Genomic DNA, 18,951 nt, shown 5'->3' with positions numbered 1-18,951 from the left:
TAGATGTTGCGCAGGTCGATCAGCACGGGCGCGGCCCCGGATGGCGCCATGGCCTGGCGCAGCCGGTCCAGATCGAGCGCCCGGAAGGCGTTCCACTCGGTCACGATCACCAGCGCGTCCGCGCCCTCGGCGCAGGCGTACGGGTTCTCGGCGTATTCCACAGACGGCATCAGCGCGCGCGCCTGCTCCATCCCCTCGGGATCATAGGCGCGCACCGTGGCGCCGGCATCCTGCAGGCCGGCCACGATCGCCAGCGAGGGCGCCTCGCGCATGTCGTCGGTGTCGGGCTTGAAGGTCAGGCCGAGCAGCGCGACGGTCCGGCCCCGGACGCTGCCGCCGCAGGCCTTGATCACCTTGCGGGCCATGGCGCGCTTGCGCTGGTCGTTGACCGCCACCACGGTCTCGACCAGCCGCAGCGGCGCCCCGGCATCCTGAGCGGTCTTGACCAGGGCGAGGGTATCCTTCGGGAAGCACGAGCCGCCATAGCCCGGCCCCGCATGCAGGAACTTGGTGCCGATCCGGTTGTCGAGCCCGATGCCGCGGGCGACCTGCTGCACGTCGGCACCGACCGCCTCGCACAAATCCGCGATCTCGTTGATGAAGGTGATCTTGGCGGCCAGGAACGCATTGGCGGCGTACTTGGTCAGCTCCGCGGTGCGACGCCGCGTCACCAGGATCGGCGCGGCGTTGAGGTAGAGCGGCCGGTAGACCTCGCGCATCACCGCCTCGGCCCGGGCATCCTCGGCGCCGACCACGATGCGGTCGGGACGCTTGAAGTCGGCGATCGCCGCGCCCTCGCGCAGGAATTCCGGGTTCGAGACCACGGCGACATCCGCCCCGGGGGCGGCCTCGCGGATGATGCGCTCGACCTCGTCGCCGGTGCCCACCGGCACCGTCGACTTGGTCACCACCACGGTGAAGCCCGACAGCGCTCCCGCGATCGCCCGGGCGGCCTCGAACACGAAGCTCAGGTCGGCGAAGCCGTCGCCCCGGCGCGAGGGCGTGCCCACCGCGATGAAAACCGCGTCGGCCCCCGCCACCGCCTCCCGCAGGCTCGAGCCGAAGCCCAGCCGGCCCTGGCGGACGTTCTCGGACACCAGCGCGTCCAGCCCGGGCTCGTAGATCGGCATGCGGCCGGCGTTCAGGCTCGCGATCTTGTCCGGGTCGCGGTCGATGCAGACAACGCTGTGGCCGAAATCCGCCAGGCACGCCCCGGAAACCAGGCCGACATAGCCGGCCCCTATCATCGCAATCCGCATCCGGCCCTCCCGGCAGCCCGCCGCGCGGCTTGCTGCAATGCAGCATGATCCGGTGCCGGCGGCGATGCAACCCGGGCCGCTCAGCACGCCCGTTTCTGTCACGGGGATGCAACACCTCGGAAACGCGACTGTTTTTTGACAGCGCGGCCTTGGCCGCCCCGCCGGCGGCTCCCCCCGCCCTGTCGCGCACAAGCCCGTAATCTTGCGCGTTCGCGGCTTCGCAGCACGGGCGGCTTCCTGTAGAAGCGCGGCCGCCGGCCGGGCGAGGCCGAGCGCCGCGAAGCCCTACCCAAAGGATCGGCGAAGGACCGCGATGACCGAATTGCCGAACGTGCACGTGCGCGCCGAGGTGCTGGCCCAGGCGCTGCCCCACATGCAGCGCTACGACCAGGAGATCGTGGTCATCAAGTATGGCGGCCACGCCATGGGCGACCGGGCGGCGGCCGAAGACTTCGCCGAGGACATCGTCCTCCTGGAGCAGTCCGGCCTGAAGCCGATCGTGGTGCATGGCGGCGGCCCGCAGATCGGCCGGATGCTCGACCGGCTCGGCATCCAGTCCGAGTTCCGGGGCGGCCTGCGGGTGACCGACGAGGCCACCGTCGAGGTGGTCGAGATGGTCCTGGCCGGCTCGATCAACAAGCAGATCGTCGGCTGGATCTCGGCCGAGGGCGGACGGGCCATCGGCCTGTGCGGCAAGGACGGCAACATGGTCCGCGCCAAGCGGGCGATGAAGACCGTGATCGATCCCGAGAACCGCACCGAGCAGGCCGTCGACCTCGGCCTCGTGGGCGAGCCGGATCACGTGGAGCGCGGCGTCCTCGATGCAGTGCTGAAGGCGGAGCTGATTCCGGTCCTCGCCCCCGTGGCCTACGGGGCGGACGGGCAGACCTACAACGTCAACGCCGACACCTTTGCGGGGGCCATCGCCGGCGCGCTGCGGGCCAAGCGCCTGTTGCTGCTCACCGACGTCCCGGGCGTGCTCGACAAGGACAAGAAGCTGATTCCCGAGCTGACCGTGGAGGATTGCCGGCGCCTGATCGCCGACGGCACCATCACGGGCGGCATGATCCCCAAGATCGAGACCTGCATGTACGCGATCGAGCGGGGCGTGGAGGCGGTCGTCATCCTCGACGGCAAGGTCAACCACGCGGTGCTCCTGGAGCTGTTCACCGATTACGGTGCCGGCACCCTGATCCGGCGGGGCTGAGGTCCCGCCCGGAGCGCGCCGCAATCGGGGACGACGATGGACGAATCGGGCGGGGAAACCCGCGCTCCGCCCGCGCATTGTCGTCCTCCCGGACCGATGCGGCACCCGGGCTCGAAACGTCCGAGCTCGGCCGTCCGGCCCACAGGATTCGCGAAGGGACACGGTGCACCATCCGGAGAAGGCCCAATTCACCACCCCCGCCGCCCGCGGCTTCGCCGACGTCGACACCTGGGTGTTCGACCTCGACAACACGCTCTATCCGAGCGACGCGCAGGTCTGGCCGCAGGTGGACGAGCGCATCACCCTCTACGTGATGCGGCTCTACGGCCTCGACGCGATCTCGGCCCGCGCCCTGCAGAAGTATTTCTACCACCGTTACGGCACGACCCTGAAGGCGCTGATGGTGGAAGAGGGGGTCGACCCGCACGACTTCCTGGACTTCGCCCACGACATCGACCACTCGACGATCAAGCTCGACAAGGACCTCGGCGACGCGATCGAGCGGCTGCCCGGGCGCAAGCTGATCCTGACCAACGGGTCGCGCCGGCACGCCGAGAACGTCGCCGCCAAGCTCGGCATCCTCGATCATTTCGAGGACGTGTTCGACATCGCCGCCGCCGATTTCATCCCGAAGCCCGAGCGCTCGACCTACGAGCGATTCCTTCTGGCGCACGCGGTCGAGCCGACCCGCGCCGCCCTGTTCGAGGACATCGCCCGCAACCTCACGGTGCCCCACGATCTCGGCATGGCCACCGTTCTGGTCGTGCCCAAGATCGCCGATCCCTACCGCGAGGCGTTCGAGCAGGAGGCGGTGCGCGAACCGCATATCGACCACATCACGGACGACCTCGCGGCCTTCCTGTCCGCCTGTGTGCTGCCCGTGGCGGCGGGCAGGGAGACTGCGGCGGATCGCCCCTGACGGGACAGCGCGCATCGGCAATCGACAAGCCGGCGACGATCCTGTAGAGAGCCGCCCAACTCACAACAGGATCGCCGAAATCCTGGCGTCGGTCGCCCATGAGGGGCGCCACGGCGCGACGGCTGGAGCTATGCCATGAACATCATCGAGCAGCTGGAGCGCGAGGAAGTCGCGCGCCTCGCCAAGACCATTCCCGATTTCGAGCCGGGCGACACGCTCATCGTCAACGTCCGCGTCAAGGAAGGCGAGCGTACCCGTGTCCAGGCCTACGAGGGCGTCTGCATCGCCCGTTCGGGCGGCGGCCTCAACGAGAGCTTCACGGTCCGCAAGATCTCCTACGGTGAGGGCGTCGAGCGCGTCTTCCCGGTGCACTCGCCGATGATCGACTCGATCAAGGTCGCCCGCCGCGGCAAGGTGCGCCGGGCCAAGCTGTACTACCTGCGCGACCGCCGCGGGAAGTCGGCCCGCATCGTCGAGCGCACCGACCGCTACAAGGCCAAGGAAGTCCCGGCCGCGGCGCCCGCCGCCGCCGAGTGAGCTCCGGGACGGCTCCGGCCCGCGGCCGAGCCACCCGACGCGCCATCGACCGGTCCGGCTCAGCCGGGCCGGTTTTTTCATGCCGCGGGCCCAGGCGGCCCGGCCCAGATCGAGGAAGCGCCTGATCTCGGCAGAGAGCTGCTCGGACTTGCGCGACCGAGGCGCCGGGCACCCGTTCCGCGGCGCCCCCGGCCTCCTCCGCGGCGCTGGAGACGTCGGCGATGGTAGCCGTCACCGTGCGCGTACCGTCCGCCTTCTGCGGGACACTGCGGACGATCTCTTCGGTGGTCTCGCCCCTGCTCCTCGATCGCGGGCGCCGCACCCGTGGCGAGCGCGTTCACGTCCGTGACCGTGCGGCCGATCTCCTGGATCGCCGCGACCGCCTGCCGCGATCGCTGTCGCCGAACGGCGCGCTCGGGATGGCGATCCCGTCTTCCACGGCAGGCTCTGCCGGGCACGGGCGCCCACCCCGATCCGGTCCCACCCCGAACGCACGGGCACGCCCAGGCCGCATCGCGCTTCGGCGGCCGGAGGACGCGTCGTCGCGCCCGCATGCGGCCCGGCAGGGGAACGATTCCGAGGTCGCGCGATGGCCGGGTCGGGGCGGCCCGGACGGGGCCGGGGACCGCTCCGGCGATTCGCGGCGCGCCTACCGGACCCGCGCGGTCACCTCGATCTCGACCCGCATTTCGGGGCGCAGCAATCCCGCGACCACGAGGAGCGTCGCGGCTGGCCGCACGTCGGCCAGCACCGTTCCGCAGACCGCCAGCACGGCCTCCGCATCCGCCCGATCGGTGACGTAGTAGGTCGCCCGCACGAGGCCGGGCAGGCCGGTTCCGGCTTCTGCCAGGACCGCCGCGATGGTGCGCCAGCACGCCTCGGCCTGCGCGGCCGCGCCCTCGGGCATCGCCATGGTGACGTAGTCGTAGCCGGTGGTGCCGGACACGTAGACCGTGTCCCCGTCCACCACCGCACGGGAATAGCCGTAGTCCCGCTCGAAGGGCGACCCGGAGGGGATCAGCCGCCGGGTCATCCGCCCCGCAGGGCCTCCAGGATCTTGCCCCCGGGCCGGCCCGTGGGGGTCATGCCGAGCTTGCGCTCCACGTCCTTGATCGCGTCGCGGGTCTTCTGGCCGACCTTGCCGTCCGGCTCGCCGACATCGTAGCCGCGGGCGGCCAGGCGGGTCTGAAGGTCGCGCCGCTCGGCCCGGGACAGGGGCGGATCGTCGGTCGGCCACGCGGCCTGTACGCCTGCCTTGCCGCGCAGCCGGTCTGACAGCACCGCGATGGCGAGCCCGTAGGACTCGGCCGCGTTGTACGAATAGATCGCGTCGAAGTTCCTGGTGACCAGGAAGGCCGGCCCGTCGATGCCGGCGGGCGCGATGATCCCGGCCGGGCCCTCGCCCGAGAGCGGGCGCCCGTCCACCCGGGTCACCCCGAGCGAGGCCCAATGGGCGATCGGCTTCTTGTTCTTGCGCCCGGCGGCGGCCACGCTGAAGCCGCGGGGCAGCGTCACCTCGTAGCCCCAGACCTGGCCGTGCTGCCACTTGGCCACGTGCAGGAAGTTCGCCGTGGAGCCCACCGCGTCGGCCACCGAATCGACCACGTCGCGCCGGCCGTCGCCGTCGCCGTCGACCGCGAGCCGGTGATAGGTGGTCGGCATGAACTGGGTCTGCCCGAAGGCGCCCGCCCAGGAGCCGGTGAGCCGCTCCGGCGCGATGTCGCCGCGCTCGATGATCCGGAGGGTGGCGATCAGCTCGCCGCGGAAGAAGTCGCGGCGGCGGTTGTTCGAGCAGGCCAGGGTCGCCAGGGACTGCACCAGCGGCATCTTGCCGAGGTTCTTGCCGAAGTTCGATTCGACGCCCCAGACCGCCGCGATGGTGTAGCGGTCGACGCCGTAGCGCGCCTCGGCCTGGGCCAGCGCCGCCGCGTTCTGCCGCATGGCCGCGCGCCCGTCCTCGACCCGCTCGTCGTCGACGAGTGCCGCCATGTAGTCCCAGATCGGCGTCTTGAACTCGGGCTGCGCCTGGGACAGCTCGATCACCTTGTCATCGAAGCTGATGCCGCGCGTGGCAGACCGGAAGGTATCCGCCGAGACCCCGGCCCCGGCCGCCTGGGACTGGATGCCGGCGAGGCAGCCGTCGAAATCGGCGCGCGCCGGCACGGTCGCGACGCTCGCGAGCAGCCCGCATGCGAGCGCGACACCCGATCCGAGGGAGTGAATCCGCATCCTGGCGTTCCCGTCTGTCGTCCGTGTCATGGCGGCGGAATCAGGCAACAACAGGGTTAACGCCCGGTTAGACGACCCGCGAGGGGGGGGCCACGCGGCCGGAACGACCGGGCGCGCGCAGGTTGCGGATCCGGCGAGGGCCGTTCCCAGGGGTTTCGTCCCGAACGCGTCGCGGGAGGGGCCGTCGCCGCGCCGCCAGCCGCAGCCGCCAGTTGCAATGTAGGATCAATTATCATGACCGCGTTGCCATCGCGAGTTCCGTAATCGATCCATTTTGTCTGTTATATTTCATGATAATAACAGCAAATACTTCTAATGAATGAAAATAATTCTTTATGCGATCCGTTTATATTAATTCTAACCCGGCGCCAAATGCAATCTGCCGATCAAGATAGATTGATAAGTTCGTTGACAGCAAATAATTAATTTCTTAACGTCAGATTGCAGAATGAATCAATGATTTAAATAGGCAATGGTCGCGACCTATGCGCATATCCGATCTATCGATTGCGAAGAAGCTGATCGCTTCATTCGCGATTCTCATCGTGATCTCTCTTGTAAACGGCATCGTCAATTATCGGAAACTTTCATTCATTCAGACTTCGATCGGCTGGTCCGAACAAACCTATGATGTCCTGAACGTGAACGCGTCTCTGATCAGTACGATGGTCGACCGCGAGACCGGCTTGCGGGGCTATCTGGTGGCGGGCGACGCGGTGTTCCTCGCGCCGTACCGGAGCGGCGCGACGGCCTTCGACGCGGCGGTGCAGCGGCTGCGGACGCTCACGGCGGACAACCCGGCGCAGCTGGCCCGGATCGCCGGGATCGAGACCCTGGCCGGGCGGTGGAAGGCCGAGATCGCCGAGCCTGAGATCGCCCTGATGGGCCAGCCCGGCAGTCAGGCGGAGGCCCGCGGACGCGAGGCCAGCGGCGCCGGCAGGGCCCTCATGGACGGGATCCGGACCCAGGTCGCGGAGATCGAATCGACCGAGCGCGCGCTGCTGGATGTCCGTCACGCGGACGCGGCCGCGGCCTTCTCGACCTCCTACCTGACGATGCTGGTTGCCCTCGCGGCCCTTCTCGGAAGCGCGCTCGCCGGCGCCTTCCTGCTGACCCGGCTCATCGCCGTCCCGACGCGCGCGATGACCGATGTGATGGGCGAACTGTCCCGCGACAATCTCGATGTGACCATTCCGGGCCGCGGCCGGCGCGACGAGATCGGGCGGATGGCGGCGGCGGTCGACGTGTTCAAGCGGGCGCTGACCGACAAGCGCGCGGGCGACGCGGCTGCGGCGCAGGAGGCGCAGGCCAAGGCCCGCCGCACCGCCTGCCTCGAAGCGGTGGTGTCGCGTTTCGAGACCGAGGTGTCCGCCCTGGTGCAGGCCCTGGCCGGCGCCGCCACCGAACTCGAGGCGACGGCGCAGTCGATGACCAGCATCGCCGAGGAGACCGACGCGCAGGCGCTGACGGTGGCGAGCGCCGCCGAGCAGGCTTCCTCGAACGTGCAGACAGTCGCCTCGGCGACCGAGGAACTGTCGATCTCGATCCGGGAGATCAACGGGCAGGTCACCCGGGCGGCCCGGGCCGCGAGTGCGGCCTCGGACGAGGCGATCCAGACCGACAGCGCCGTGCAGGTGCTGTCGGAGAGCGCCGAGAAGATCGGCAGCGTGATCGCCCTGATCTCGCAGATCGCCGGACAGACCAACCTGCTCGCGCTCAACGCCACGATCGAGGCGGCCCGCGCCGGCGACGCGGGCCGCGGCTTCGCGGTGGTCGCCAGCGAGGTCAAGGATTTGGCCGGGCAGACCGCGCGCGCGACCGAGGAGATCGGCGCGCAGATCGGCGAGATCCAGACGGCGACCGGCCAGGCGGTCTCGGCGATCCAGTCGATCGCCCGCATCGTCGGCGAGATCGCGACCAGCTCGACCGCGATCGCGGCCTCGATGGAGCAACAGGGCGCCGCCACCCAGGAGATCGCCCGCAACGTGCAGGAGGCCGCCTCAGGCACCGGACGGGTGACCGGTAACATCGTCGACGTCAAACGGGCCGCCGGCGAGACCGGATCGGCGGCGACTCAGGTCCTGGGCGCGGCGCGGGGTCTCTCGCAGCATTCCAGCGACCTCGGCCGCGCAGTCGCCACCTTCCTGGCGGACGTGAAGGCCGCCTGAGCGGAGCGCCGCGCGGGACCCGGACCGATCAGGCCCAGTCCCGGGCGGCGAGCTTCTGCTCGTAGGCGTCGATCGCGGCGCCGCGCTGCAGAGTCAGGCCGATCTCGTCGAGGCCGTTCAGCAGGGTGTGCTTGCGGCCGGCGTCGATCTCGAACTGCAGGGTGCCGCCGTCCGGCCCCTTGATGGTCTGGGCTTCGAGGTCGATCGACAGCGTCGCGTTCGAGCCCCGCTCGGCATCTTCGAATAACTTCTCCAGATCCTCCGGAGAAACCGTGATCGCCAGGATGCCGTTCTTCGCACAATTGTTGAAGAAGATGTCGGCGAAGCTCGTGGAGATGACACAGCGGATGCCGAAATCGGCGAGCGCCCAGGGAGCGTGCTCCCTGGAGGAACCACAACCGAAATTGTCGCCGCAGACCAGGATCTTCGCGTTGCGGTAGGCAGGCTTGTTGAGCACGAAATCCGGGTTCTCGGAGCCGTCGTCCTTGTAGCGCATCTCGGCGAACAGGCCCTTCCCGAGCCCGGTGCGCTTGATCGTCTTCAGGTACTGTTTCGGGATGATCCGGTCGGTATCGACGTTGATAATCCGCATGGGCGCCGCAACGCCCTCCAGCGTCGTGAACTTTTCCATCGTCTGAAGCTCTGTATGGAGACCGATTCGCGCGTCGGTCTAGCAGTCTCGGCGGCCGCCCGGAAGCGTCAGGCCAGGTCGCCGGCCTCGGTGCGGCGCAGGGTGCCGTCGTGGAGCGCGGAGGCGACCAGCGCCCCGGCGATCCCCGCCGCGCGCAACGCGCGCAGGTCGTCCGGGCCGCGCACGCCGCCGGCCGCGTAGACGCGACGGCCCGGCGCCCGGAGGGCCTGGAGGGCGGCGAGGTCCGGCCCAGCGCCGGCCCCGACCCGGGCCAGAGTCATCGCGATCACCTCCGGCGGCCAGAGCGACGGGTCGTCGTGAAGCGCCGCCGGGCCGAGCCGCTCCGCGCCGCGCGTGTCGAGGGAGAGCACGGCCCGGTCGCCGAGTCGCGCCAGGAGGCTCGTATCCGACTGGCTCTCGCTGCCGATCACCGGACGTCCGAGGCCGGTGGCGAGGAACGCCTCCACGCCCCCCGGCTCGGCGAAGCCGGCATCGACCCACAGGCCGATGCCCGGGCAGGCCCTCGCGACCGCCTCGAGGGCTCCGAGATCCGGCGCGGACCCGTCCATGATCGCGTCGAGATCGGCGATGTAGAGGGTCGCGGCGGGCCAGGCCTCGAGGAGCCCCCGCGCCACCGCGGCGGGCGCGCAGCCCTTTGCCAAGGACGTCTCGATCGGGGCATAGGAGGAGCGCTCGCCCCGACGCGCCCGCACAACGCGGCCGCCGCGCAGGTCGAGCACCGGGATCACGGCGAAGCCGGGGCGCCCGATCCTGTGGTCCGTTGAGGCGCTCGTCGCGGTCATATGCGCATGCCAGTCCCAAAGCAGATCGGGTGGGACCTCGGCGGGGTCCACGTCAAGGCCGCCCTGGTCGAGGACGGCCGGGTCGTCGCGGCGGCCCAGGTCCCGTGCCCGCTCTGGCAGGGCGTCGCGGCGCTCGACGGATCCTTGGCGGCGCTCCCCGACTGGGCGCGCGGCGAGGCGCGGCACGCCGTGACCATGACGGGCGAGCTGACGGATTGCTTCGCCGACCGGCGCGAAGGCGTGGCGACACTCTCCGGCTGGGCAGGGCGGCACCTGCAGGGCCGGGTGCGCATCTATGCCGGACGCTCGGGCCTCGTCGCCCCGGAGGCGGCCGCGGGCGTGTTCGCCGACGTGGCCTCGGCCAACTGGCACGCCACCGCGGCGGTCACCGGGCAGCACGCCCCGGACGCGCTCCTGGTCGATATCGGATCGACCACCGCCGACCTGATCCCGATCGTCCGCGGCCGCCCGGCCGCCACCGGATACAGCGACGCCGAGCGCCTGGAGACGGGAGAACTCGTCTATACCGGAGTCGTGCGCACGCCCGTGGTCGCGCTATCGGACCACGCGCCCTTCGCCGGCCGCCGCACCCGCCTCATGACCGAGACCTTCGCGCACATGGCGGACGTGTACCGGATCCTGGGCCTCCTCCCCGAAGGAGCCGACCAGCAGGCGAGCGGCGACCGCAAGGGCAAGTCGGTCTCCGAGAGCGAGACCCGGCTCGCCCGCATCGTCGGGCGCGACCGGGCGGAAGCCGCCCCGGCGGCCTGGGCGGCGCTGGCGGGCCACTTCGCCGAGGCGCAGCTGCGGCTGCTGCACGATGCGGCCGCCATCCTACTCACGCGGCCAGACCTCCCGGCAGGCGCGCCCCTAGTCGTCTGCGGGGCGGGCGCCTTCCTGGGCCTCCGCATGGCCGAACGGCTCGGACGCGACGCCATCCGGCTCGTTACCCTGCTGGACGGCCGGATCGCCGGACAGCGCGACTGGATCTCGACCTGCGGGCCGGCGGTGGCCGCCGGCCTCATCGCCACGGAGGACGCATTCGCATGAGCGCCATCAAGATCCTGGCCCGGGTCCTGACGGCCCGGGTCGGGCCGCATATCGAGCTGGCGGTCGAGACCGAGTCCGGCGAGGTCCTGAAGGTGCTCGCCACCGAGGATCAGGTCGACCGGCTCGTGGACGAGTTGGAGGACATGCTGCACGCCCCCGCCGGGCCGGAGGAGGGGGGGCCGCCCGACGCGGCCTGAGCCGGGTCACGGACCATGAGCCTGATCGCGGCCAAGATCGCCGTAACACCGACGCTGATGTGGGCCGTCTCGGCGGCGGCGCGCCGCTGGGGCAGCCTCGTCGGCGGCCTGCTCTCGGGCCTGCCGCTTACCTCGGCGCCGATCTCGATCTACCTCGCCGCCGAGCAGGGCGAGCGCTTCGCCGCCGACGCCGCCGTCGGCTCGGTGGAGGGCTTGGGGGCGGTGACGTTCTGTTACCTCGCCTACGCCCTCTGCGCTGCGCGGATGCGCGCCATCCCGGCCCTCTGCGCGGCCCTGTCGGCCTTCGTCCTGGGCGGCGTGCTGCTGCATGGACTCGTCCGGCCCGGGCCGTGGCTCGCGGCAGCGATCGACCTTCCGGCCATGGCGCTGGTCGTCGCGCTCTGCCCGCCGGCCGGCAAGCCTGATGCGACGGTCGACCGACCGGGACCGCCGCGCTGGGACATGCCGGCGCGCCTGGCGGCGGCGACCGCGCTGGTCCTGCTGGTCTCCACGCTCGCCCCCTATCTCGGCTCGGGCCTGAGCGGCGTCCTGGGGCCGATCCCGATCATATCCTGGCCGCTCATGGCCTTCGCCCGCGTCCAGGACGGCGTCGGAGCTTCGCTCGACGTCATGCGCGGAAGCGCCCAGGGTTCGTTCGGTGTGCTGGCCTTCTACGTGTGCGTCCACCTCATGCTCGGGCATGTCGGCATGATCTCGGCCTATGCGGTGTCGATCGCCCTGTCGGCCGCCTGCGTCCTGCCCTGGTTGTTCACCCGGCGGCGATTTCGAGGGTCGTGTTGAGGTCAAGGACAAGAGACACGGCCGGATTGCGAAGATCTGTCCGGGACGGTCTTTGCTGCCTCCCGAAGCGGTCCGAGCCGACCTGTCTGGTTGGAAGATACTCAAACCGCTCAGTAGCTACAGCTATCCGGACATTTGGCTCTGGCAGCTTCCAAAACTGACGATCCACGCCCTGGGCAGGTGTTGGAACGCTGCGAATGACCACTCTATTGCAACATAAAACAGCATGGTTTAAATTTCATTATTCTCAGATCGATTCGTCTCAAGCGATTTGTTATAGTATGCGTTTACGATTTCATATAGTTCTGAAAATTATATTTTAAATATTTAGGAGCGGGCAGCGATGCCGAGCAGCAGAGCAAAGCACTTCGGATCTTTGCGACTCCTGCTTGCGTCTCTAGTGGTGGTGTCCCACTCCGAGGAAGCGGTTTACGGTAATAATTCTGGTAAAATACTGATGCGCATCTTCGGCACGCGCTCATTTGGCCATTTCGCAGTGGACGGATTTTTCCTGGCCAGCGGCCACCTCATTACGAAAAGTTTCCAAAACTCCCGCTCGACGGTCGATTACGTGGCCAAACGGCCGCTTCGGATTTATTTTGCGTTCATCGTCGCCTTCATTGTTGATATCTTGATCATAGTACCTTGTTCTGGGGGATATCTGAGACGAATATCATTTTTCAAATCCGTAAAAAATCTTTTATTTATCGAAAGATCCATGATGCCAAATGCATTTCCGGGCTAGACTCCACCAAAATTAACGGATCCTTGTGGACGGTTCCTTATCAATTTCGCTGTTATCTCTTGATCATCCTATTCGGCTATGTCGCGACGCGCACAAATCGTAAGGCGTATGTTTTTATACTGATCGGTCTCGCCACGATTTACTCGCTCCGCGGAAATCTCCCGAACCTGCACTATGGATACACTCTCTTCGGCAAGCCGGCCGATGCCACCCGCCTGATCTTCGTTTTTTTCGTGGGAGCGGCCTTTTATATCTGGCGCGACCGCATCGCCTTCACCCACGGCGGCGCGCTCCTGGCGGCAACCTCGCTCGTTGCCCTCCTGTTCGTTCCCCTGTTGGCAGAACCGGCGTTTGTGATCCTCGGCGGCTTCTTGATCTTCTGGTACGCGATTGGGTACCCGGCCAACTGCGTCAGCCGAGGAATGGACCGCATCGACCCATCATACGGGCTCTATCTTTATGCGTGGCCGGTCCAAAACCTCCTGATTTTCAATATCTCCGACATCTCGCCCTTTACCGTGACGGCGATCACGTTGCCGGTCGCCACCACATTGGGCCTGCTGAGCTGGCGCTTCATCGAGAAGCCGACCCTCCGCCACAAGCATGTTTCCGCCGAATGCGAACGAGAGCCCACAGTCGGGTTCATCACCGAACGTAGGCCCGCTCCGTAACGCCTCATCGGCGACAGGTTTGGCCGCGTCAGTTCAGTCATCGCGCCGAGATCGAACCGGCGAGATGCCTCTGGGACGTTCCGGTGCCGGCCATTGCAGGAACGGCCGCGCGCCCCTCGAAGCGAGCCTCGCGGACGGGCGCAGAGCGAACGGCTCGCCCTTCCGGGCCTCCCCAACGACGCCCCATCGCGGCCTGCTCCCCGGCTTTCGCGAGGAGGCCCGCCGGCCGCCGAATCAGCATCCGCCTCGGGAGAGATCGACCTCGCTCTCGGCATGTCCGCGAAGTACCAGACGTGAAAAAACCCGCGGCCCTCAGGCCGCGGGTCCGGTCGTGACTCCGATGCGCCCGGATCAGGCGGCGGTGCGCTTGCGGGCTTCCTGCTTGGTGTCGACGCCGGCGGCTTTGATCTCGGACAGCTTCTGGGCGACGTTGCGCGAGAACACGAACTCGGCCGGGCGCTGGTTCTCCAGGCTGACCTCGGGCGCCATCGCGCCGTCGGTCTTGATGCCGCGGATCGCGTGCACCAGCGGCTTCCAGGGCTTGCGGACCGAATCGACCACCGAGGAGGCCTCGTAGCCCGAATGGACCATGCAGTCGGCGCATTTCTCGTAGTTGCCGGTGCCGTAGGCGTCCCAGTCGGTCTCCTCCATCAGTTCCTTGAAGGTCGCCGCGTAGCCCTCGCCGAGCAGGTAGCAGGGCTTCTGCCAGCCGAACACGGTGCGGGTCGGGTTGCCCCACGGGGTGCAGTGATAGGTCTGATTGCCGGCCAGGAAGTCGAGGAACAGGCCCGACTGCTGGAAGGTCCACTTCTCGCGGCCCTTCTCCTTGCCGTGGCGGAACACGCCGCGGAACAGCTCCTTGGTCGCCTTGCGGTTCAGGAAGTGCTTCTGGTCGGGCGCACGCTCGTAGGCGTAGCCGGGGGAGACGGTGATGCCGTCGATGCCCATCCGGGTCACGCTGTCGAAGAAATCGGCGATCTTCTCAGGGCTGGAGTTGTTGAAGAACGTGCAGTTGATGGTGACCCGGAAGCCCATCTCCTTGGCCTTGGCGATGGCCGAGACCGCCTTGTCGTAGACGCCGCGCTGGCAAACCGACTGGTCGTGCATCTCCTTGTCGCCGTCGAGGTGGATCGACCAGGTGAAGTACGGGCTCGGCTTGTACTCCTTGATCTTCTTCTCGAGCAGCAGCGCGTTGGTGCAGACGATCGCGAATTTCTTCTGCGCGATGATGCCTTCGACGATCTGCGGCAGATCCTTGTGCAGCAGCGGCTCGCCGCCGGCGATCACAACCACCGGTGCGCCGCACTCACGGACGGATTCGAGCGCGTCGGCGACCGGGAGCCGCTTGTTGAGGATCTCGTCCGGGTAATCGATCTTGCCACAGCCGGCGCAGGCAAGATTGCATCGGAACAGCGGCTCCATCATCATCACCAGCGGGTAGCGCTTGCGACCCGTGAGGTGCTGCTTGAGGATGTAGCCGCCGATCTTCGCGACGTACCGGAGGGGGATACCCAAGATTGCGGCTCCTTACTTCGTAGGCCCCGGGGCGTCGGGGTGCTTAGCGCGAAAAAAGCTCGATTTCCAGCTATCTAGCTTGGAACTCATCTGAAACGGCCCCGTTTCGGCGAGGTCATGACGTGTTCTTCTGCTCCTGACGCAAGCGCGCCACATGGACTGCAAACGCAGGAGCCGCGCACGGGAGAGCCCGGCCATTGAGGACAGCACGTGCATTGCGTCGGCAATGCGACCAGAGTCTCAAGATCGCGGCCACAGGTCCCGTGTCGTAGTGCGCTATCGCACATCTCCCGATGCACGCGCCGCGCCGGGGCCGCTGCGTTGCAATCTATGACCGCCCTCTTTACTGAGCCGTGTGGCCGCGATGCAAGGCGTGGCCCGCGGCGGGCGGCTGCGCAGTCTCCGGCACCGGGCTCGGCCGACGTGCTCTCGCACGTGGCACGGCCGGATCGGGCAGCGCGTCGTTCCGCGAATCCGAAGCGCCTCCGCGTGGATCGCGAGGCGGACGGCGAATGGGTCGTCCCGTCGGTGGCTTGGCGGAACCGGTAGCGCGGATCCGGCCGGGACGAATGGGAAGAGCCGGTCGCGCATGGGGCGCGGTCGGGGCGAACAGGCAGGGTGCTCGTGATCGAAGGTCTCGTCACGTTCTCGGTGCGGTATCGGTGGATCGTGATCGCCGTCATGGCGTTCGTCACGGTCGCAAGCCTCGGAGTCGCGGCGCACCTGTTCCGCATCAACACCGATGTCGAGCGGCTGATCGACCCGAAGGAGCCCTGGCGCCAGGACGAGATCAATTTCGAGCAGGCGTTCCCGCAGCGCGGCAACACCATCGTGGCGGTGATCAACGGCGAGACCCCCGAGGAGACCGAAGAGGCGGCCGCAGGCCTCGCCAAGGCGCTCACCGCCCACAAGAACCTCATCGAGACCGTCTACAGGCCCGATGGAGGCCCGTTCTTCGACAAGAACGGCCTGCTGCTGATGCCCCAGGCCCAGCTCGACAAGACGCTTGAGGAGCTGACGCAGCAGCAGGGCCTGCTCGGGCCGCTGGCCGCCGATCCGTCCCTGCGCGGCGTGATGCGGGTGCTGTCGCTGGGCGCGCGCGGCGTGAAGTCCGGCGAGGCCAAGCTCGAAGACCTCGACAAGCCCATGGGGCAGATCGACGCCACCCTGCAGAAGGTGCTGGCCGGTCGGCCGGCGCGGATGTCGTGGCAGGAGCTGCTGGCCAACGGCCAGAGCAGCGTCACCGACAAGATGAAGTTCGTGATCATCCAGCCGGTGCTCGACTTCAACGCCCTGGAGCCCGGCTACCAGGCGACCAAGCTGATCCGCAACGTCGCACAGGATCTCAAGATCGACGGGGATCACGGCCTACGCATGCGGCTGACCGGCACGGTAGCGGTAGCGGACGAGGAATTCGCGACCCTCTCGGAGGATGCCGGCCTCAACAACAGCATCATCGTCGGCGCGATCGTGCTGTTCCTGTGGCTGGCCCTGCGTTCGGGCAAGCTGGTCGGTGCGGTGCTGATAACCACCTTCGCCGGCTTGGTCGTCACGGCGGCCCTCGGCCTCGTCATGGTCAAGGAGCTGAATCCGATCTCAGTAGCCTTCGCGGCCCTGTTCGTCGGGCTCGGCATCGATTTCGGCATCCAGTTCTCGGTGCGCTACCGGGCCGACCGCTACGAGCAGCCGACCCTTCAGAGCGCGATCCGGGCCGCGGCCCGCGGGGTCGGCTGGTCGCTGACGCTGGCAGCCGTGTCCCTGGTGGCCGGCTTCTTCGCTTTCCTGCCCACCGCCTTCCGGGGCGTGTCGGAGCTGGGGCTGATCGCCGGCGTCGGCATGGTCGTGGCGTTCCTGTTCGCGCTGACGCTGCTGCCCGCTCTGATCGCGGTGTTCAAGCCGAAGGGCGAGAAGGCGGCGGTGCAGACCGAATGGCTCGTGGGCGTCGACCCGTGGATCATCCGCCACCGCAAGCCGATCCTGATCGCCGTCGGCCTCGTGACCCTGGCCGGGGCACCGCTGCTCTGGAACCTGCCGTTCGACTCCAACCCGATGCACCTGCGCAGCGCGAAGACGCAGTCGATCGCCACCTATCTGGACCTGATCAAGAACCCCGAGACCAGCCCGAACCTCATCGACGTGCTGGCCCCCAGCGTCGAAGCGGTGCCGGCCCTGTCGAAGACGCTGGAGGCACTGCCGGTCACCTCCTCGGTCAACAGCATCGACACGTTCGTGCCGCGGGACCAGGACAAGAAGCTCGCGGCGATCGCCGACACGGCCCAGCTCCTCGATCCGGTGCTCAATCCTGGGCGCAAGCCACCGCCGCCGACGGATGCCGAGAACGTCAAGGCGCTCAAGGATGCCGCCACGGCCCTGAACGGCGTCGCGGGCGATGCCAAGGGCGATGTGACCGGAGCCCGGACGGCCAAGCAGCTGGCCGGCACCCTCGACACGCTCGCTGTCGGCCCGGTGCAGCAGCGCGAGGCGGCCTCGGTCGCCCTGACCAAGGATCTCGTCCCGCTGCTGGCGCGCCTGCGCGACCTGCTCCACCCGGAGAAGATCACGCTGGACAACCTGCCGCCGCAGCTCAAGGCGGATTGGGTCGCGGCGGACGGGCGCGCCCGCATCGAGGTCCATCCCAAGGGTGATTCCAACGACGACGAGGTGCTGCGCACCTTCTCGGACGAGGTGCTGAAGGTCGCGCCCCACGCCACCGGCGCCCCCGTGGCCACGACGCAGTCGACCTACACGATCCTGGGCGCCTTCGTGCAGGCGGCGGTGACGGCCTTCGTGCTGATCTTCGTCATCCTGTCGGTGGCCCTGCGCAAGCCCTGGGACGTGGCGATGACGCTCGGCCCGCTGGTGATCGCGACCCTGTGGACCCTGATGGCCCTGCGCGTCGTCGGCATGCCGCTGAACTTCGCCAACATCATCGCGCTGCCGCTGATGCTCGCGGTCGGCGTCGCGTTCCACATCTACTACGTGATCGCGTGGCGGGCGGGGGTGACCGACATGCTGGCCTCCAGCCTCACCAGGGCGATCTTCTTCTCGGCGCTCACCACGGGGAGTGCCTTCGGCTCGCTGGTCCTGTCGAGCCATCCCGGCACGGCGAGCATGGGCAAGCTGCTCGCGCTCTCCCTGTTCTTCACGCTGATCGCCGCCTTCTTCGTGGTGCCGGCGACGCTCGGCGAGCCGCCCTCGCGGCCCGACGAGGACCGTCCGGAAGGTGAGAAGGCCGCGGGTGCCGCGCTGCGGAAGACCACCGTCCTGCAGGAGCCGGTGCCGGCCAAGTAGGCGGCCGGCCCCGGCCGGTCAGAGCGCCTTCTCGAAAAAGTGGTCGGGGTAGGGGTCGTCGTTGAAGCGCGCGACCTCGACCCAGCCCGAGGTGCGGTAGAGCGCCAGGGCCTCGGGCAGGGCGCTGCTGGTGTCGAGGCGCAGCACTGCCACCGAAAGGTCCCGGGCGACGGCCTCGACGGCCTGCATCAGGCGTCGGGCGAGGCCAAAGCCTCGGGCGGCGGGGTCGATCCATAGCCGCTTGACCTCGGCGATCGGGCCGCCGCTGCCCTTCAGGCCGACACATCCGACCGGCAGGCCGTCCGCCACCGCGAGCAGGAACGTGCCGCGCGGCCGGACCATCGCCCGCGCCTCCGGATCGCGAGACCGTTTGACGTCGAACCCGCTCTCCAGCCGGCGCGCGAGTTCGGCATAGTACGCCTCCAGGCACGCGCGGGCGGTCTCGCCCCGGGGGTCGGCCTCCTCGATCGCGATCCGGTCGCGGCCGAGCGTCAGGGCGACTAGATCCATCGCGCGCAGCAACGCGTCCGCACGAGGCGAACGAGCCAGCAACGTCGAGGCGCGCGCGTCGGAGATATCCTCATAGGCCAGGAACTCCCGCTGTCCCGCATCTGTCAGGCGCACGACCCGGCGACGGGCGTCCTCGGGATGCGGCTCGGTGGCGACCAAGCCTTCCTCTTCGAGGCTCCGGAGCAGGCGGCTCATCAGGCCGGAATCGAGGCCGAGATAGGCGCGAATCTCGGCCACGTCGGCTCGCCCCGCGCCGATCGCGTTCACCACACGGGCGGCGCCAAGGGGCCGGCCCCGGCCCAGGAACGAGCTGTCGAGGGCGCCGATCTCCGCGGTGACGGCACGGGCGAAGCGACGGAATCGGGCGATGGAATCGGGCATCATAATAGCTGACTTTAGTCAGGCAATTTAGGCCGTC

At 68.3% G+C, this 18,951-nt stretch carries 17 protein-coding genes; 10 read left to right on the top strand and 7 right to left on the bottom strand.

The window, feature by feature from the left end:
• The coding region (locus Q8W67_RS22010; protein ID WP_305549907.1) for a UDP-glucose/GDP-mannose dehydrogenase family protein at nt 1–1,259 on the bottom strand (1,259 nt) is incomplete at its 3' end.
• 313 nt (nt 1,260–1,572) lie between these two features.
• On the opposite strand from Q8W67_RS22010, the gene argB reads away from it, so the two are divergent.
• From argB to rplS, 3 genes are all read left to right on the top strand, one after another.
• A complete protein-coding gene (gene argB, locus Q8W67_RS22005; RefSeq protein WP_305549906.1) occupies nt 1,573–2,466 on the top strand; it encodes an acetylglutamate kinase in 894 nt (297 codons plus the stop codon).
• Between the two features lie 163 nt (nt 2,467–2,629).
• Nucleotides 2,630–3,385: a pyrimidine 5'-nucleotidase gene (locus Q8W67_RS22000; RefSeq protein WP_305549905.1), complete on the top strand. Its 756-nt coding sequence runs from the start codon at nt 2,630–2,632 to the stop codon at nt 3,383–3,385.
• Nucleotides 3,386–3,520: 135 nt separating this feature from the next.
• Complete coding sequence (gene rplS, locus Q8W67_RS21995) at nt 3,521–3,922, top strand: 50S ribosomal protein L19 (RefSeq protein ID WP_305549904.1); 402 nt, start codon at nt 3,521–3,523, stop codon at nt 3,920–3,922.
• A 649-nt stretch (nt 3,923–4,571) separates the two neighbouring features.
• Here rplS and Q8W67_RS21990 read toward each other — a convergent pair.
• Both Q8W67_RS21990 and Q8W67_RS21985 read right to left on the bottom strand, forming a co-directional pair.
• Nucleotides 4,572–4,955, bottom strand: coding sequence for a RidA family protein (locus Q8W67_RS21990; protein WP_305549903.1), 384 nt, complete (start codon nt 4,953–4,955; stop codon nt 4,572–4,574).
• Nucleotides 4,952–6,151: a lytic murein transglycosylase gene (locus Q8W67_RS21985; RefSeq protein ID WP_305549902.1), complete on the bottom strand. Its 1,200-nt coding sequence runs from the start codon at nt 6,149–6,151 to the stop codon at nt 4,952–4,954. Before Q8W67_RS21985 ends, Q8W67_RS21990 begins: the two co-directional genes overlap by 4 nt.
• Before the next feature lie 485 nt (nt 6,152–6,636).
• Between Q8W67_RS21985 and Q8W67_RS21980 the strand changes: the two genes are divergently transcribed.
• The gene (locus Q8W67_RS21980; protein WP_305549901.1) at nt 6,637–8,319 is read left to right on the top strand and encodes a methyl-accepting chemotaxis protein; all 1,683 of its coding nucleotides are present in this window, start codon (nt 6,637–6,639) and stop codon (nt 8,317–8,319) included.
• Nucleotides 8,320–8,347: 28 nt separating this feature from the next.
• Here the strand turns inward: Q8W67_RS21980 and leuD are convergent, their stop codons facing one another.
• Nucleotides 8,348–8,950, bottom strand: a complete 603-nt coding sequence (gene leuD, locus Q8W67_RS21975; RefSeq protein ID WP_305549899.1) for a 3-isopropylmalate dehydratase small subunit — start codon at nt 8,948–8,950, stop codon at nt 8,348–8,350.
• 68 nt (nt 8,951–9,018) lie between these two features.
• The gene (locus Q8W67_RS21970; protein ID WP_305549897.1) at nt 9,019–9,753 is read right to left on the bottom strand and encodes a HisA/HisF-related TIM barrel protein; all 735 of its coding nucleotides are present in this window, start codon (nt 9,751–9,753) and stop codon (nt 9,019–9,021) included.
• Between the two features lie 6 nt (nt 9,754–9,759).
• Here Q8W67_RS21970 and Q8W67_RS21965 point away from each other — a divergent pair, with 6 nt between their 5' ends.
• From Q8W67_RS21965 to Q8W67_RS21945, 5 genes are all read left to right on the top strand, one after another.
• Nucleotides 9,760–10,803, top strand: coding sequence for a hydantoinase/oxoprolinase family protein (locus Q8W67_RS21965; protein WP_305549896.1), 1,044 nt, complete (start codon nt 9,760–9,762; stop codon nt 10,801–10,803).
• Entirely contained in the window at nt 10,800–11,000 is a 201-nt protein-coding gene (locus Q8W67_RS21960; RefSeq protein WP_305549895.1) for a hypothetical protein, read from the top strand. Before Q8W67_RS21965 ends, Q8W67_RS21960 begins: the two co-directional genes overlap by 4 nt.
• Nucleotides 11,001–11,015: 15 nt before the next feature.
• Nucleotides 11,016–11,801 (top strand): hypothetical protein, encoded by a 786-nt coding sequence (locus tag Q8W67_RS21955; RefSeq protein WP_305549894.1) that lies wholly within the window; start codon nt 11,016–11,018, stop codon nt 11,799–11,801.
• A gap of 343 nt (nt 11,802–12,144) precedes the next feature.
• Complete coding sequence (locus tag Q8W67_RS21950; RefSeq protein WP_305549893.1) at nt 12,145–12,546, top strand: acyltransferase family protein; 402 nt, start codon at nt 12,145–12,147, stop codon at nt 12,544–12,546.
• Between the two features lie 59 nt (nt 12,547–12,605).
• Nucleotides 12,606–13,217 carry an acyltransferase family protein gene (locus tag Q8W67_RS21945; RefSeq protein ID WP_370693932.1) on the top strand — a complete coding sequence of 204 codons (612 nt, stop codon included), beginning with the start codon at nt 12,606–12,608 and terminating at the stop codon, nt 13,215–13,217.
• 351 nt (nt 13,218–13,568) lie between these two features.
• On the opposite strand, the gene hpnH is transcribed toward Q8W67_RS21945, so the two are convergent.
• Nucleotides 13,569–14,732, bottom strand: a complete 1,164-nt coding sequence (gene hpnH, locus Q8W67_RS21940; RefSeq protein ID WP_305549891.1) for an adenosyl-hopene transferase HpnH — start codon at nt 14,730–14,732, stop codon at nt 13,569–13,571.
• 624 nt (nt 14,733–15,356) lie between these two features.
• Here hpnH and Q8W67_RS21935 point away from each other — a divergent pair.
• Nucleotides 15,357–18,023 (top strand): MMPL family transporter, encoded by a 2,667-nt coding sequence (locus tag Q8W67_RS21935; protein WP_305549890.1) that lies wholly within the window; start codon nt 15,357–15,359, stop codon nt 18,021–18,023.
• Nucleotides 18,024–18,041: 18 nt separating this feature from the next.
• Here the strand turns inward: Q8W67_RS21935 and Q8W67_RS21930 are convergent, their stop codons facing one another.
• Nucleotides 18,042–18,917: a helix-turn-helix domain-containing GNAT family N-acetyltransferase gene (locus Q8W67_RS21930; RefSeq protein WP_305549889.1), complete on the bottom strand. Its 876-nt coding sequence runs from the start codon at nt 18,915–18,917 to the stop codon at nt 18,042–18,044.
• Nucleotides 18,918–18,951 lie beyond the last annotated feature (34 nt).

This window comes from Methylobacterium sp. NEAU K, assembly GCF_030700285.1.
In the GTDB taxonomy this organism is placed as follows: domain Bacteria; phylum Pseudomonadota; class Alphaproteobacteria; order Rhizobiales; family Beijerinckiaceae; genus Methylobacterium.
Note: the sequence above shows the minus strand (reverse complement) of the source record. Positions and strands in the feature narration are given on the sequence as shown.

What these genes read in the sequence shown, in the direction of transcription:
- argB (WP_305549906.1), top strand. Translation starts at nt 1,573, where the DNA reads ATGACCGAATTGCCGAACGTGCACGTGCGCGCCGAGGTGCTGGCCCAG.
- rplS (WP_305549904.1), top strand. Translation starts at nt 3,521, where the DNA reads ATGAACATCATCGAGCAGCTGGAGCGCGAGGAAGTCGCGCGCCTCGCC.
- Q8W67_RS21990 (WP_305549903.1), bottom strand. Translation starts at nt 4,955, where the DNA reads ATGACCCGGCGGCTGATCCCCTCCGGGTCGCCCTTCGAGCGGGACTAC.
- Q8W67_RS21985 (WP_305549902.1), bottom strand. Translation starts at nt 6,151, where the DNA reads ATGCGGATTCACTCCCTCGGATCGGGTGTCGCGCTCGCATGCGGGCTG.
- Q8W67_RS21980 (WP_305549901.1), top strand. Translation starts at nt 6,637, where the DNA reads ATGCGCATATCCGATCTATCGATTGCGAAGAAGCTGATCGCTTCATTC.
- leuD (WP_305549899.1), bottom strand. Translation starts at nt 8,950, where the DNA reads ATGGAAAAGTTCACGACGCTGGAGGGCGTTGCGGCGCCCATGCGGATT.
- Q8W67_RS21970 (WP_305549897.1), bottom strand. Translation starts at nt 9,753, where the DNA reads ATGACCGCGACGAGCGCCTCAACGGACCACAGGATCGGGCGCCCCGGC.
- Q8W67_RS21965 (WP_305549896.1), top strand. Translation starts at nt 9,760, where the DNA reads ATGCCAGTCCCAAAGCAGATCGGGTGGGACCTCGGCGGGGTCCACGTC.
- Q8W67_RS21960 (WP_305549895.1), top strand. Translation starts at nt 10,800, where the DNA reads ATGAGCGCCATCAAGATCCTGGCCCGGGTCCTGACGGCCCGGGTCGGG.
- Q8W67_RS21955 (WP_305549894.1), top strand. Translation starts at nt 11,016, where the DNA reads ATGAGCCTGATCGCGGCCAAGATCGCCGTAACACCGACGCTGATGTGG.
- Q8W67_RS21950 (WP_305549893.1), top strand. Translation starts at nt 12,145, where the DNA reads ATGCCGAGCAGCAGAGCAAAGCACTTCGGATCTTTGCGACTCCTGCTT.
- Q8W67_RS21930 (WP_305549889.1), bottom strand. Translation starts at nt 18,917, where the DNA reads ATGATGCCCGATTCCATCGCCCGATTCCGTCGCTTCGCCCGTGCCGTC.